The sequence below is a fragment of the Streptomyces sp. NBC_01089 genome (assembly GCF_045162975.1).
Taxonomy (GTDB): Bacteria; Actinomycetota; Actinomycetes; order Streptomycetales; family Streptomycetaceae; genus Streptomyces.
In genome coordinates, this window is sequence record NZ_CP108660.1 from 1,027,176 (window position 1) to 1,041,137 (window position 13,962).

Annotated in this window: 13 protein-coding genes and 1 pseudogene; 6 read left to right on the top strand and 8 right to left on the bottom strand. The window is 70.8% G+C overall.

The features are described 5' to 3' along the window. Nucleotides 1–448: 448 nt before the first annotated feature. From OG510_RS04555 to OG510_RS04585, 7 genes are all read right to left on the bottom strand, one after another. Nucleotides 449–1,234, bottom strand: coding sequence for an ABC transporter ATP-binding protein (locus tag OG510_RS04555; protein ID WP_406135393.1), 786 nt, complete (start codon nt 1,232–1,234; stop codon nt 449–451). Beyond that, the gene (locus OG510_RS04560; protein ID WP_406135395.1) at nt 1,227–2,156 is read right to left on the bottom strand and encodes an ABC transporter permease; all 930 of its coding nucleotides are present in this window, start codon (nt 2,154–2,156) and stop codon (nt 1,227–1,229) included. Before OG510_RS04560 ends, OG510_RS04555 begins: the two co-directional genes overlap by 8 nt. A 94-nt stretch (nt 2,157–2,250) precedes the next feature. Then, nucleotides 2,251–3,096: a glycosyltransferase family 2 protein gene (locus OG510_RS04565; RefSeq protein ID WP_406142302.1), complete on the bottom strand. Its 846-nt coding sequence runs from the start codon at nt 3,094–3,096 to the stop codon at nt 2,251–2,253. 50 nt (nt 3,097–3,146) lie between these two features. Beyond that, complete coding sequence (locus tag OG510_RS04570) at nt 3,147–3,926, bottom strand: CDP-alcohol phosphatidyltransferase family protein (RefSeq protein WP_406135396.1); 780 nt, start codon at nt 3,924–3,926, stop codon at nt 3,147–3,149. Beyond that, on the bottom strand, nt 3,904–4,965 hold the full coding sequence (locus tag OG510_RS04575) for an iron-containing alcohol dehydrogenase family protein (RefSeq protein ID WP_406135398.1): 1,062 nt from the start codon (nt 4,963–4,965) through the stop codon (nt 3,904–3,906). The genes OG510_RS04570 and OG510_RS04575 overlap by 23 nt, the downstream gene beginning before the upstream one ends. Beyond that, the gene (locus OG510_RS04580; protein ID WP_406135399.1) at nt 4,953–5,705 is read right to left on the bottom strand and encodes a sugar phosphate nucleotidyltransferase; all 753 of its coding nucleotides are present in this window, start codon (nt 5,703–5,705) and stop codon (nt 4,953–4,955) included. The genes OG510_RS04575 and OG510_RS04580 overlap by 13 nt, the downstream gene beginning before the upstream one ends. Continuing rightward, nucleotides 5,702–7,477 (bottom strand): DUF5941 domain-containing protein, encoded by a 1,776-nt coding sequence (locus tag OG510_RS04585; protein ID WP_406142303.1) that lies wholly within the window; start codon nt 7,475–7,477, stop codon nt 5,702–5,704. Before OG510_RS04585 ends, OG510_RS04580 begins: the two co-directional genes overlap by 4 nt. A 256-nt stretch (nt 7,478–7,733) precedes the next feature. On the opposite strand from OG510_RS04585, the gene galE reads away from it, so the two are divergent. The 4 genes and pseudogenes from galE (at nt 7,734) to idi (ending at nt 11,462) form a co-directional block, all read left to right on the top strand. Beyond that, nucleotides 7,734–8,717: a UDP-glucose 4-epimerase GalE gene (gene galE / locus OG510_RS04590; protein WP_406135400.1), complete on the top strand. Its 984-nt coding sequence runs from the start codon at nt 7,734–7,736 to the stop codon at nt 8,715–8,717. Nucleotides 8,718–8,859: 142 nt separating this feature from the next. Then, entirely contained in the window at nt 8,860–9,801 is a 942-nt protein-coding gene (locus tag OG510_RS04595; protein ID WP_406135401.1) for a cation diffusion facilitator family transporter, read from the top strand. Between the two features lie 195 nt (nt 9,802–9,996). Further along, nucleotides 9,997–10,734, top strand: a pseudogene (locus OG510_RS04600) (class I SAM-dependent methyltransferase); the annotation flags it as partial. A gap of 152 nt (nt 10,735–10,886) precedes the next feature. After that, nucleotides 10,887–11,462, top strand: a complete 576-nt coding sequence (gene idi / locus OG510_RS04605) for an isopentenyl-diphosphate Delta-isomerase (protein ID WP_406135403.1) — start codon at nt 10,887–10,889, stop codon at nt 11,460–11,462. Here idi and OG510_RS04610 read toward each other — a convergent pair. Beyond that, nucleotides 11,428–11,931 carry an ATP-binding protein gene (locus tag OG510_RS04610; RefSeq protein ID WP_406142304.1) on the bottom strand — a complete coding sequence of 168 codons (504 nt, stop codon included), beginning with the start codon at nt 11,929–11,931 and terminating at the stop codon, nt 11,428–11,430. The two genes, idi and OG510_RS04610, sit on opposite strands and share 35 nt — an antisense overlap. A gap of 218 nt (nt 11,932–12,149) precedes the next feature. Here OG510_RS04610 and OG510_RS04615 point away from each other — a divergent pair, with 218 nt between their 5' ends. Next, nucleotides 12,150–12,935, top strand: a complete 786-nt coding sequence (locus OG510_RS04615) for an enoyl-CoA hydratase/isomerase family protein (RefSeq protein ID WP_406135404.1) — start codon at nt 12,150–12,152, stop codon at nt 12,933–12,935. Nucleotides 12,936–13,017: 82 nt separating this feature from the next. Next, nucleotides 13,018–13,872 carry an SCO6745 family protein gene (locus tag OG510_RS04620; RefSeq protein ID WP_406135406.1) on the top strand — a complete coding sequence of 285 codons (855 nt, stop codon included), beginning with the start codon at nt 13,018–13,020 and terminating at the stop codon, nt 13,870–13,872. Nucleotides 13,873–13,962: the final 90 nt, after the last annotated feature.

The window sequence follows — 13,962 nt, forward strand, 5'->3', positions numbered from 1 at the left end:
CCATCGCGGAGCTGGGACACGTCCGTTGCCATTGCCGTCACATCTCCCGTTCTACACTGCCGACTCAATACAACCCATTTCGGACACGCCGCGCAGACCGTCAGGCAAGGCGACGCCGGGTTGGCGACGCAGGGTTATGGCCCCACTTGCCGTGAATCAGCACCGGTACAGCTTACGTTGTACAACGACTGGCACGTCAGCGGGGTGCAGCGTGCATTACAAGAACACTTCAATCCATCGCAACCTTCCCCGCAGGCACACTACTTGACGATCACTTGACTCGCCGGGAGCTTTTTACGACGGTCAGGCAGTGGCCTGAACACCCTGCTCATACCGGCGTGTCGGGATGTCCGGGAACGGCGGCGCGCGAACGGCAGCGGCCCCCGCCGGAGATTCCGGCGGGGGCCGCTGCCGCGGTGCGCGAGGGCGGGAAGGTCGGGGCCGGCCGTTACTTGCCGGTCTCCTTCTCGTACGCCTTGACGACCTCTTCGGTCGGGCCGTCCATCAGCAGTTCGCCCTTCTCCAGCCACAGGACGCGGTCGCAGGTGTCCCTGATCGACTTGTTGCTGTGGCTGACGAGGAAGACCGTGCCGGCCTCCTTGCGGAGTTCGCGGATGCGCTGTTCCGAACGGATCTGAAACTTGCGGTCGCCGGTGGCCAGCGCCTCGTCGATCATGAGGACGTCGTGGTTCTTGGCCGCCGCGATCGAGAAGCGGAGCCTGGCCGCCATGCCGGACGAGTACGTCCGCATCGGCAGCGTGATGAAGTCGCCCTTCTCGTTGATGCCGGAGAAGTCGACGATCCCCTGGTACCGCTCGCGGATCTCCTCGCGCGACATGCCCATGGCCAGACCACCGAGGATGACGTTGCGCTCGCCGGTGAGGTCGTTCATCAGCGCGGCGTTGACACCGAGCAGGGACGGCTGGCCGTCGGTGTAGACCTTGCCGCTCTCCGTCGGCAGCAGTCCGGCGATGGCCCGCAGCAGGGTCGACTTCCCCGAGCCGTTGGAGCCGATGAGGCCGATGGCCTCGCCTCGGTAGGCCGTGAAGGTCACCCCGCGTACGGCGTGCACCTTGCGGACTCCGCGTGCGGCGCTCTTGTCCTTGCCCACGATGCGGCTGAGCGCCGCGGTGGCCGCGCCCTTGCCGCCGCCACCGGCGTTGACGCGGTACACGATGTGCACATCGTCCGCGATCACCGTGGGGATGCGCGCTTGAATGGTTTCCTCAGCCACGGCCGTACCGCTCCTCAGCCTTCCAGAAGTACACGAAGCCCACGGCACCGAGCAGAACCGCCCAGGCACCGGCGACCGCCCAGACGTGCGGAGGCAGGTTCTCCGCGCCGTACCCGTCGATCAGGGCGAACCTGACCAGGTCCATGTAGACGGTGGCCGGGTTCCACTGGAGCACGTGCGCGATCCACGGCGGCTTGCCCTTGAGCATGACCGTGATGGAGAACATCACGCCCGACGTGTACATCCAGGTCCGCATGATGAACGGCATCAGCTGCGCGAAGTCGGGCGTCTTGCTGCCCAGCCTGGCCATGATCAGCGCCAGGCCCGTGTTGAACACGAACTGCATCGCCAGGATGGGGATGATCAGGAGCCAGGACAGCGAGGGATAGCTGTGGAAGCAGACCGCTACCACGATCAGCACGATCATCGAGTACAGCAGCTGCTGGAGCTGCTGCAGCGCGAACGAGATGGGCAGTGAGGCCCGTGGGAAGTGCAGCGCCCGCACCAGCCCCAGGTTCCCCGAGATGGCCCGCACACCGGCCATCACCGAGCTCTGCGTGAAGGTGAAGACGAAGACCCCGGTCACCAGGAAGGGGATGAAGACGTCGGGCGCCAGTCCCCGCTTGGTGTTGAGGAGCAGGCCGAAGATGAAGTAGTAGACCGCCGCGTTCAGCAGCGGGGTCGCCACCTGCCAGACCTGGCCCAGCTTGGCCTGGCTGTACTGGGCCGACAGCTTCGCGGACGAGAAGGCCAGGATGAAGTGGCGCCGCCCCCAGATCTGCCGGACGTACTCCATGAGTCCAGGCCGGGCACCGCTCACCGACAGGCCGTACTTCCCGGCCAGCTCGGCCGATGACAGACCGTCGTCGGGAGACGGGCGGTCGCTCAGCGCGACCGCACCGCCATGGGTTGTGTCACTCACAAGTTGAAACTTTCGTGTTCAAGATGCGCTGCCGGATCGGGGCCGGGCTCGGATGCCGGGTCCCGAAGTACGTCCGATGCTCTCAGTCAGCTTCTCAGATCACCGGAGGCCGGCCCAGTCGGGTCAGCCGCCAGACCGTACGCCATTTCATCGGACGGCGTGGTCCGCAGGGAGTCGTCCAGCCCTCCTTGAAGCCGCCGAACCACGCCTTGAGCGCGGCACCGGAGGGGCGGCGGACCAGCGTGAGCAGCATCCACACCCCCAGGTAGACCGGCACCAGGAGCGCGGGCAGATTCCGGCGGGCCAGCCAGACGCGGTTGCGGGCCACCATGCGGTGGTAGACCGCGTGCCGGGACGGGGCCGTGGTGGGGTGGTGCAGCACCATGTCGGACCGGTAGTCGATCATCCAGCCGGCGTCGAGGGCCCGCCAGGCCAGATCGGTCTCCTCGTGGGCGTAGAAGAACTCACCGGGGAGCGGTCCGGCCTCGGCGATGACCCGGGACCGTACGGCGTTGGCCCCGCCGAGGAAGGTCGTGACCCGCGAGGAGTGCATCGGGTCGGACGCGCGCAGCCGCGGGACGTGGCGGCGCTGGGTCACTCCGGTGTCGGGGTCGGCGATCCGGAAGCTGATGATGCCCAGCTCCGGGTCGGCGGCGAAGGCCGCGCGGCACAGCTCCGCCGTGTCGGTGCGCGGCAGCAGCCCGTCGTCGTCGAGGAACAGCAGGATGTCCACGTCGGTGCCGGCCGGGCCGAACGCCTCGATGCCGACGTTGCGGCCGCCGGGGATGCCCAGGTTCTCGGGCAGCTCCACGGTCCGTACGCCGTCGGGGACGTCAGGTACGGGTGCGCCGTTGCCGACCACGACGGTCTCGACCGGGTCGCCGTCCTGTTTGGCGACCGAGTCCAGCAGGGCGCGCAGCTCGTCGGGGCGGTTGCCCATCGTGATGATGACCGCGCCGACCTTCGCGGAGCCGTCCGCGCCGGGGGCCGTCACTTGAGCCTGCTGGAGGCGAGGACGGACACCAGGTGGAGCAGGGACTGCAGCAGCGCGATGCCCGCCAGCACGGCGACGCCGAGCCGCGTGAAGAACAGGTCGCCCCTGATCTGGTCCACGATCGCCAGGACCAGGATCAGCAGCGACGCCTCGATGCCCAGGACGAGCCGGTGGAACTTCAGCGCCCCGGCCGCCCTGCGGGCGAGCGCCATGCCGGACGAGCGCGGCTCGGACGCCGTCTCCTTGACCGGCGGCAGCCCCTGCTGGTGGCGGGCCACGCCGACGAGGTCGGTCTCGGACTTGATCATGACGGCGCCGAGGGCGGCGAGGGTGCCGAGGAAGGCCCACAGCCAGTCGATACGCCCCGAGCCCCAGATGTCGGCCGCGCGCAGACCGAAACCGACGAGGACCGCGGCGTCGAGCACATAGGCGGCCACCCGGTCGACGTAGACGCCGACCATCGAGTACTGCTTCTTCCAGCGGGCGACCTCACCGTCGACGCAGTCCAGAAGCAGATAGAGCTGAGCCATCAGCACACCGAGCACCGCGCCCCAGATCCCCGGCACGAGGAGGGCGGGGGCGGCGAAGGCGGCGGCGACGGTCATCACGTAGGTCAGCTGGTTGGGCGTGATCCGCGTGTTCACCAGGTGCCGGTCGACACGCAGGGAGATCTCCCGCATGTAGAGCCGGCCTCCCCAGTGCTCACCGCTCCGCCGGTCCTTGACGCCCGGAGGGTGCACGACCGGGCGGAGTTCAGCTACCGATGGCTTTTGCATAGTCGGCGTAAGCGTCCTTGATCTGGTCTGCGGACAGGTTGAGGTGTTCGAGGATGGTGAAGCGTCCGGGGCGGGTCTGCGGGGCGTACTGCACGGCCCGGACGAACTCGTCCACGCTGAAGCCCAGCTCCCCCGGCAGTACGGGCAGGCCGTGCCTGCGCAGGACGTCAGCGAAGAGGCCGGCCTCGTCGGCCGCGCCGCGCAGATGCATCGCGAAGGCGGCGCCGAGCCCGACCTGCTCGCCGTGGCTGCCGGCCCGCTGCGGGAAGAGCAGGTCGAAGGCGTGGCAGATCTCGTGGCAGGCGCCGGACGAGGGCCTGGTGTCGCCGCTGATCGAGATCGCGATACCGGAGAGGACGAGCCCTTCGGCGAGCACCATCAGGAACTCGTCGTCGCCGACCCCGCCGGGGTGGCGCAGGACCGCCTCGCCCGCGGTGCGGGCCATGGCCGCGGCGAGTCCGTCGACCGCTTCGCCGTTGACCTTGTGCGACAGCTCCCAGTCGGCGATGGCCGAGATGTTGGAGATCGCGTCGCCGACGCCGGAGCGGATGAAGCGGGGCGGTGCCTCGCGGATCACATCGAGGTCGACGACGATCGCGATCGGGGTCGGGACCCCGTACGAGCCGCGTCCGTTGTCGTTGTCCAGGGTCGAGACCGGCGAGCAGATGCCGTCGTGCGAGAGGTTCGTCGCGACGGCGACCATCGGGAGGCCCACCCGGGCCGCCGCGTACTTCGCCACGTCGATGATCTTGCCGCCGCCCAGGCCGACCACGGCGTCGTACCGCTTGCCCTTGATGCCGTCGGCGAGCCGCACCGCGGCGTCGATGGTGCCGTCGGCGACCGAGTACCAGTCGGCGCCCGGCAGCACCGGGGCGAGCTTCTCGCGCAGCGCCCGGCCCGAGCCGTCGCTGACGGCGAGGGCGAGCTTGCCCGAGGCCGAGATCCGCTGGTCGGCGAGGAGCCCCGCCAAGTCGTCGAGGGCGCCGCTGCTGATGTCCACGACGACCGGGGACGGGATGAGCCTCGTCAGTACAGGCACGCGATGCCACGGCCCTTCGCGAGGTCGTCGTGGTTGTCGATCTCCACCCAGGCCACGTCCCCTATGGGGGCCACATCGATCCGGAAGCCGCGGTTCACCAGCTCCTGGTAACCGTCCTCGTAGTAGAGGTCCGGGTCGCGCTCGAAGGTGACCTCGAGCGCGTCCGCGAGCTCTTCGGCGGCCTCGGGCTCGATGAGGGTGACGCCGATGTACTCACCGGTGGCGGTCGCCGGGTCCATCAGCTTGGTGATCCTGGTCACGGCGTCGGTGCCGTCCGTGATGACCTTCATCTCCTCGTCGGCGAGGTGCTTCACCGTGTCGAGGGCGAGGACGATCCGCCGGCCTTCGCCGCGGGCGGCGAGCAGCGTCTTCTCCACGGAGACCGGGTGCACGGTGTCGCCGTTGGCGAGGATCACGCCCTGCTTGAGCACCTCACGGGCACACCAGAGGGAGTAGGCGTTGTTCCACTCCTCGGCCTTGTCGTTGTCGATCAGCGTGATCGTGACCCCGTACTTGGCCTCGAACTCCGCACGGCGCGCGTACACCGCCTCCTTGCGGTAGCCGACCACGACGGCGACCTCGGTCAGCCCGACCTCGGCGAAGTTGCGCAGCGCGATGTCGAGAACGGTGGTCGGCTCGCCCTCCCCCTCGGGGCCGACGGGCACGAGGGCCTTGGGCAGCGTGTCGGTGTAGGGACGCAGACGCCTGCCTGCGCCGGCCGCCAGTACGAGGCCGATCATGCGGGTTCTCCTTCGTCGTGTACAGCGGGTGCGCCGGATGACACCCAGAAGCGGATGCTCTCCGCGAGCACCACGACCGCCACGGCCGCGGCGCACACCGTGAGGGCGACAGCGAAGCCGTTCCCCGTGGTGTGCCGTGTCGTCAGTACGGCGGCGAGTACGGCCACCACCAGGGTCCGGCCGTCGTGGCCGCCGATCGTACGCACCAGCCAGCGGGGGGGCGCGCCGGTGCCGCCCTTGATGCGGTACACCGTGTCGTAGTGATGGTAGGCGACGGCCGCGACGAGTCCGAAGGCCGCGGGCAGGGCCGCGTGGACATCGGAGCGGGCCGCGAGCACCAGCACGGTGACGTACTCGGCCGCCCGGAAGACCGGCGGCACCAGCCAGTCGAGCGCGCCCTTGAGGGGGCGCGAGACGGCCGCGCCGGAGAGTACGCAGTACACGGCGGCGGCCACGGCGGGCCACCAGCTGCCGACGGGGGCGAAGAGCGATACGGCCACCACCAGGGCGCCGCCCGCGAACGCGATCACCGGCAGGGCGCTGCGCGGCCCCTTGACGAACCGGGCGAAGAGCTCGGCGAGCGGGCCCGAGTCGGCGAGGTCGGCCAGGGCCTGGGCGGCCCGGTCGGTACGGGTGGCCCGGCGGGTCAGCGAGCGCAGGATCCGGCCGGCCGTGGTGTAGCAGGCGGCGAGCGCGCAGCCGATGAGGAGCGCGTAGAAGACGATCCGGGGGGTGGTCACCGCGGTGAGCACCGCGATCATCGCCCAGCGTTCCCCGATCGGGAGCACGATCATGCGCCGCACCCAGACCGTCCAGCCGACGCTGTCGAGCTTGTCGGAGAGCGCGGCGGTGGGGCTCGTGTTGGCGGTGGCGTCGTGGTTGGCCTCGTTGAAGGAGAAGTCCACGACATGGCGGCAGGTCTGCAGGACCATCGCGCCGAGCGCCAGCACCCAGATGTCGTCGCCGTTACGGGCCGCGCCCAGTGCGAGCCCCGCGTAGTAGGCGTACTCCTTGGCCCGGTCGAAGGTCGCGTCGAGCCAGGCGCCGAGCGTCGAGTACTGGAGCGAGTACCGGGCGAGCTGGCCGTCCGTGCAGTCCAGCACGAAGGAGCAGATCAGCAGGACACCGGCGGCGATGTAACCGCCGCGGGTGCCGGTCGCGGCGCAGGCCGCCGCTATGAGCGCGGTGACCAGTGAGGCGGTGGTGACCTGGTTCGGGGTCAGCCCGCGGCGGGCGCACCAGCGGGCGATGTACCGCGAGTAGGGGCTGATGCAGTACGTCGTGAAGAAGCCGTCACGGGACTTCACGGCCGTACGCAGCCGTACGGCCTCGTCGTCGACGGCGGCGACGGCGGCCCTGGCCTCGTGGCGGCTCTGCGGGTCCTGCGGGACCGAGGCGACCAGGCTGCCCAGCTCGGGGCGCTGGACCGGGGTCCCGGCGCCGTCCAGCGCCGTGGCCAGGGCGTCGGGGCCCGGCCCCGCACTCGCCAGTACGCGGTTGAGGGCGGGGCGCGCCTCGGGCTGGACGGCGAGCGCCCCGGGGACCGCGGCCGCGGCGAAGCGCGGGTCGGTCAGCGCCAGGCGGAGCGAGTGGAGGTGGCCGACGAACCGGGTGTCGACGACCGCCACGCGTTCGTCGGCGGGTGCGGCGGTGAGCAGCTTCGCGGTCTCGGCCGCGTCGGCTGCGGTGCGTACGTCGAAGCCCAGCGACCGCAGATCGCCCTCCAGCGACGATCCGGGTACCGGCACACCGGCGAGGATGGCGGTCGACAGACGAACTCACTCCTTGGAGCTGGCGTGACACACGCGGAGACGGCCCGCTCCCGGCAGGGGCGGGCGGCATGTCGGCAGAGGCTATCCGATGGACGGAAGCAGGAGTTCACGGCCCGTTTACGTCCCGATCCGGGTGGGCATGACCCCGCGCCACCTGCCGCGGTCATCATGATCGATCCATGCCTCACCCCACAAACCGCGCTCGGGTCCGCCCGGGGAGCAGGGGGCCGGTGGGGTCCCCCTTAGGCTGGCCGGTATGACGTGGCTGATCACAGGTGGTGCGGGGTACATCGGAGCGCATGTGGCGCGGGCGATGGAGGCGGCCGGCGAGCGTGTGGTCGTCATCGACGACCTGTCGAGCGGGCTGGCCGAGCGTCTTCCCGACGGGGTGGAGCTGGTGCGCGGCTCGGTCCTGGACCGCGGACTCATGGACGCGACCCTGGCCGGCCACGGGATCTCCGGTGTGGTGCATCTCGCGGGAAGGAAACAGGTCGGCGAGTCCGTCGAGCAGCCGCTGAGCTACTACCGGGACAATGTGCACGGCCTGACGGTGGTGCTGGAGGCCGCGGTCGCGGCCGGGGTACGGCGCTTCCTGTTCTCCTCGTCTGCCGCGGTCTACGGCGTCCCCGATGCGGAGCTGATCACCGAGGCGACGCCCTGCGCGCCGATCAATCCGTACGGCGAGACGAAGCTGGCCGGTGAGTGGCTGGTACGGGCGGCGGGCCGGGCGCACGGCCTGTCGACGGCCTGTCTGCGCTACTTCAACGTGGCCGGTGCGGCCGCGCCCGAGCTGGCCGACATCGGTGTGTACAACGTCATCCCGATGTTCTTCGACCGGCTGACCCACGGCGACGAACCGCGGATCTTCGGCGCCGACTACCCCACACCGGACGGCACCTGCATCCGCGACTACATCCATGTCGCCGATCTCGCCGACGCCCATCTCGCCGTGGCCGCCAAGCTGGCCGCCGACGACGTACCGGGGGATCTGACGCTCAATGTCGGGCGCGGTGCGGGCGTATCGGTACGTGAGCTGGCGGACCTCGTCGCTTCGGTCACCGGGCTGCCGATGTCACCGGTGATCGAGGAGCGCCGCCCGGGGGACGCGGCGAAGGCCGTCGCGTCGGGCGAGCTGATCGCCAGGGAGCTGGGCTGGAAGGCCACACGCGGGGTGCGCGAAATGGTCGAGTCGGCCTGGGACGGCTGGTGTCTGCGACACCCCGGGGCTCGCGGTAAATGATCTCGCGCCCTGCCCTGACCTGCCATGATTTCCGCAGGTCAGAGTAGCTGACAATGGTGTTCGGTCTCGTGTTGCCCGATACCCCTGCCCCGTAGTTGGCTGACCTCTCGGACCGGCACGCTCACGATCGGGAGGCGCTCTCATGGGGGCTGGGCACGACCACGGGCACGCACACGGCGGGCCGCCGCCGGCCGGGACCGCGGGCGCCGCTCACCGGATCCGGCTGCGGATCGCGCTCGGCATCACGCTGACCGTGATGGTGGTGGAGATCGCCGGCGGCCTGCTGGCCGACTCGCTGGCCCTGCTCGCGGACGCCACGCACATGGCGACGGACGCCCTCGGGCTGGCGATGGCGCTGCTCGCGATCCACTTCGCCAACCGCCCGGCCACCGGGAACCGCACCTTCGGCTATGCGCGGGCGGAGATCCTGGCCGCGCTCGCCAACTGCCTTCTGCTGCTCGGCGTCGGCGGATACGTCCTGTACGAGGCGATCCAGCGGTTCATCACGCCCGCCGATACAGCAGGCGGCCTGACGATCGTCTTCGGCCTCATCGGGCTGGTCGCGAACATGATCTCGCTCTCCATCCTCGTCCGGGGGCAGCAGGACAGCATCAATGTCCGCGGCGCCTATCTGGAGGTGATGGCCGACGCGCTCGGCTCGGTCGCCGTGCTGATCTCGGCCGCGCTGATCCTGACGACGGGCTGGCGGGGGGCCGACCCGGTGGCCTCGATCGTCATCGGCCTCATGATCGTCCCGCGTACCGTCAAGCTGCTGCGCGAGACGCTCGACGTACTGCTGGAGGCGGCCCCGAAGAACGTCGACATGGGCGAGGTCCGGGCGCACATCCTGGGCCTTCCCGGAGTGGCCGACGTCCACGATCTGCACGCCTGGACGATCACTTCCGGGATGCCGGTCCTCTCCGCGCATGTGGTGGTCAGCCCGGACGTACTGGACGCGATCGGGCACGAGAAGATGCTGCACGACCTGCAGGGCTGTCTGGGCACCCACTTCGATGTCGCGCACTGCACCTTCCAGCTGGAGCCGGGTGGCCACGCGGAGCACGAGGCGAAGCTCTGCCACTGAACGGGCGGGGAGAGGAGCGGGCGGGGAGAGCGCGGCGAGGGTCCGGTCCGGCCGGGCCACGGAGGCCGGGGGCGCCGGATGTTAGCCTCGGGGGCCGTCCTTGGAAGGAGCTGAGGTTGATGACCGTCGCCGTGAACGCTGCCCCGCGCAGCGCCCGACCCCGCCCCAACAGCTCCTCGTCCAAGGATCACCACGTTGTCAGAGACCTCTGTCACTGAAGCTTTCTTCGCCCTGCACCACGGTCTGCCGCGCCAGAGCCCCGGTTCCGACGCGACCACCCGCACCCTGCTCTCGTTCACGGGACCGCTGCCCGAGCGGCCGCGCGTACTCGATCTGGGCTGCGGCCCCGGCCGTGCCTCACTTCTGCTCGCCGCCGAGGCGGGCGCCGACGTCACCGCCGTCGATCTGCACGAGCCGTTCCTGGCGGAGCTGCGCCGGAGCGCCGCGGACCGCGGGCTGACCGGATCGATCCGCACGCTCGTGGCGGACATGGCCGAACTCCCCCTCTCCGACGGAATGTTCGATCTTGTCTGGGCCGAGGGGTCCGCGTACATCATCGGCGCCGACCACGCCCTGCGCAGCTGGCGGCGGCTCCTCGCGCCCGGCGGCGCCCTGGTGGTCACCGAGTGCGTGTGGACCACCGACGAGCCCTCCGCCGAGTGCCGGGCCTTCTGGGAGACGGCGGGCTCACCGCTGCGCACCGCGGGTGAGGCCGCGCTGGCCGCCGAGGCCGCGGGTTACCGCGTCCTCGGGATGTACGAGCAGCCCGCGAGCGACTGGGACGAGTACTACGGCCCGTTCGCCGAGCGGGTGGCCGCCCAGGTGCCCGAAGGGCCCGCCATGGAGCAGGCGCTGGCGGGCAGCCGCGAGGAACTCGCCATGTACCGCGAGCACGGCGCCGAATACGGCTACGCAGCCTATGTGCTGCGCCCGATGCACGGGGCCGGTTTCCCGGCGGACGGCGAATTCTGATATTCCGGTCGGTGCCCCCGCCACGCAGTGTGGCGGGGGCACCGACACGTCCCGCGCTCCGAAGTGCGGACAAGCCGCTTTTGTACGGCAGACTGAGGAGCCGGTGACGCCCGATGCGAAGGATGGTTATGTCGAACGGCGCAGCAGAAGCGATCATGCTCGAACTGGTCGATGAGAGCGGCAGGACCATCGGAACGGCGGAGAAGCTCGCCGCACACCAGGCCCCCGGTCAGCTGCACCGGGCTTTCTCGGTCTTCCTCTTCGACGGAGCGGGGCGGCTGCTGATCCAACGTCGGGCACTCGGCAAGTACCACTCCCCCGGCGTGTGGTCCAACACCTGCTGTGGGCACCCCTATCCGGGTGAGTCCCCCTTCGCTGCGGCGGCCAGGCGCACCTACGAGGAGTTGGGGATCTCGCCGGCGCTGCTCGCCGAGGCGGGCACGGTGCGTTACAACCACCCGGACCCCGATTCGGGCCTGGTGGAGCAGGAGTTCAACCATCTGTTCGTCGGACTCGCCCAGGCGGAACTGCGGCCCGACCCCGACGAGGTGGACGACACGGCGTTCGTCACCGCCGGTGAACTCGCCGAGCGGCACGCGTCGGCGCCGTTCTCCGCGTGGTTCATGACGGTGCTCGACGCCGCGCGCCCCGCGGTCAGAGAGCTGACGGGGCCGAGCGGGGGCTGGTGACGACGGGGGCGAGCGGCAGCGCGGACCAGACGACCTTGCCGCCGCTCGCCGTCTGCTCGACACCGCAGGTCCCGCCGGCCTCGGCGGTGATCTCCCGTACGAGCATCAGCCCGCGTCCGCCGGTCTGCCCCTGGTCCGCGTCCAGCGCCTTCGGCCGGTAGGGGTGGTTGTCCTCCACCGACACCCGGATCCAGGAGGCCCCGACGGCGACCTCGACGGCCACCTCGGGGGAGAGCAGCGCGGCATGGCGTACCGCGTTGGTGACGAGCTCGGAGACGATCAGCAGCAGGCCCTGGACGGTGTCACCGCCGACCGGGACCTGCTGCCGCGTCAGGAGGTCCCGTACGGCGTGCCGGGCCTGCGGCACGGACATGTCGACCGCCGGGGCGGTGAACCGCCAGACACCTTCGTAGGGCAGGGAGTCGGCGACCGCCGGGTCGGGCGGGCTACTGCTCCCGCGGCTCTCCATATCCCGGCTCCCGCCCTCGCGCTCGCTGATGACCACGCATCGAGTGTTGGGAATGAGCTGGTCCGCGCCGGGCAGCTGAACAGAAGTCAGCACCAATCGTCGCTATTCGATGGAACACGTCTGCTCCTGCCAGAGATGCGACCACTTCTGTCCGTGTTGGCGCCGGTGATGGCGCCTTGTTGATCGTGGGGCCAGGTGCTGCGGATAGCATCCGGCCCATGGAGCCGCAGCTGCAGCACAGCGTCGCCGACGGGGTCGCCACCGTCGTGATCAGCAACCCCGCCAAGCGCAACGCCATGACAGCGGCCATGTGGCGGGCCCTGCCTGAGCTGCTCGACGGGCTGGCGGAGGACACGGCGGTCCGGGTCCTGGTCCTGACCGGCGCCGGGAACACCTTCTGCGCCGGCGCCGACATATCGACACTGCGGGACCCGGATCCCCGTGAGGACCCCCAGCGGCTCGCGGTCCGGGCCGAGGAGGCACTCGCCGCTTTCCCCAAACCGACACTCGCCGCCGTGCGCGGATACTGCGTGGGCGGCGGCTGCCAGCTGGCGGCCGCCTGCGATCTGCGGTTCGCCGAAGAAGGGGCGCTGTTCGGGGTGACCCCGGCGAAGCTCGGGATCGTCTACCCGGCGGCTTCCACCGCGCGGCTGGTGTCCCTGGTGGGCCCGGCGACCGCCAAGTACCTGCTGTTCTCGGCCGAGTTGATCGGTACGGACCACGCCCTGCGGGCCGGGCTGCTGGACGAGGTGGTGCCCGGGGACACGCTCGGACCGCGGGTGGCGGAGTTCAGCCGGGTGCTGGTCTCGCGCTCACAGCTGACGCAGGCCGCGGCCAAGGAGTTCGCCGCGGGCCGCGACGACCGGGGCGCGTACTGGCGGGCGGCGGCGCGGGACTCCGGCGACCCGGCGGAGGGGGTGGCGGCCTTCCTGGAGCGGCGGGAGCCCTGCTTCACCTGGGCGCCGCGCCCCGGGACCGCCCCGGGGGGCACCACCGGAGGGTGAAGCGGCTCCGCCCGGGCCCTCCCCCACTCCCCCGTTCCGCCCGCCCTTCCTCACGTACCGACCAGTCGGTAACCTTCGGGGCATGACCTCCCTCCAGCCGCGCGCCGGCCGTCGCTGCCACCACTCCGTCAACCCGCTCCACTCGACGCTCTACTTCTCCCCCGACTTCACCGAGCAGCTCGCCGGTATCGGGATCGACGACGCGGCCGCGGCCTACTTCGCCGGGCGCGGTGCGGCGATGGGGGCCGTCGGCCCCGGCACCGTCGCCGCCACCTTCTACAACTTCAACCCCGAGCTGATCGCCCGGCACGTCCCGGCCGTATGGGAGACGGCCGCACCGCAGAAGGTGCTCGACGCCCGGCTGCGCGCCGCCGACGCCACGCTCAGGCGGCTCCTCGGCGAAGAGGCGGTCGCGTCGGACGCCATGGCCGAAGCGGCCGAACTCGCGCTGCGCGCGGCCGAAGCCTGCACCCGGCACGCCCGGCCGCTGTACTCCGCCCACGCCGATCTGCCGGTCCCCGCCGAGCCCCACCTCGCCTTCTGGCACGCGGCGACGCTGCTGCGCGAGCACCGGGGCGACGGCCATCTCGCCGTGCTGCTCGCCGCCGGGCTCGACCCGCTGGAGGCGCTGGTGAGCCACACGGCGACCGGCAAGGGCATGGCGCCCCGCTGGATCCTCGCCACGCGCGGCTGGCACCGGAGCGACTGGGACGCGGCTGTCGAGCGGCTGCGCGGGCGCGGGCTGCTGGACGCGGAAGGCGGCCTCACCGAAGCGGGCACCCGGCTGCGCGAGGACGTCGAGTCGGACACCGACCGCCTCGACCTCGCACCGTACGAACACCTGGGCGCCGACGGCGTGGAGCGCCTCACCGAGCTGGCGCGCGGCTTCCTCACCACCGCCGCGGCCGCCGGAGCGTTCCCGTCCGGCCTCAGCTGACCTGCCCACAACCGGCCCGGCCCGGGGCACCGGGCCGATCGGCGCGTGCGGGCGTGCTCCCCACTCTGTCGGCGCCGCCTGCCACAATGC

Bases quoted from the DNA above. Each gene is read 5' to 3' on its own strand.
- OG510_RS04620 (WP_406135406.1), top strand. From the start codon at position 13,018: ATGACCTCCCTCCAGCCGCGCGCCGGCCGTCGCTGCCACCACTCCGTC.
- OG510_RS04595 (WP_406135401.1), top strand. From the start codon at position 8,860: ATGGGGGCTGGGCACGACCACGGGCACGCACACGGCGGGCCGCCGCCG.
- OG510_RS04615 (WP_406135404.1), top strand. From the start codon at position 12,150: ATGGAGCCGCAGCTGCAGCACAGCGTCGCCGACGGGGTCGCCACCGTC.
- OG510_RS04610 (WP_406142304.1), bottom strand. From the start codon at position 11,931: ATGGAGAGCCGCGGGAGCAGTAGCCCGCCCGACCCGGCGGTCGCCGAC.
- OG510_RS04565 (WP_406142302.1), bottom strand. From the start codon at position 3,096: ATGGGCAACCGCCCCGACGAGCTGCGCGCCCTGCTGGACTCGGTCGCC.
- OG510_RS04580 (WP_406135399.1), bottom strand. From the start codon at position 5,705: ATGATCGGCCTCGTACTGGCGGCCGGCGCAGGCAGGCGTCTGCGTCCC.
- idi (WP_406135403.1), top strand. From the start codon at position 10,887: ATGCGAAGGATGGTTATGTCGAACGGCGCAGCAGAAGCGATCATGCTC.
- galE (WP_406135400.1), top strand. From the start codon at position 7,734: ATGACGTGGCTGATCACAGGTGGTGCGGGGTACATCGGAGCGCATGTG.
- OG510_RS04570 (WP_406135396.1), bottom strand. From the start codon at position 3,926: ATGCAAAAGCCATCGGTAGCTGAACTCCGCCCGGTCGTGCACCCTCCG.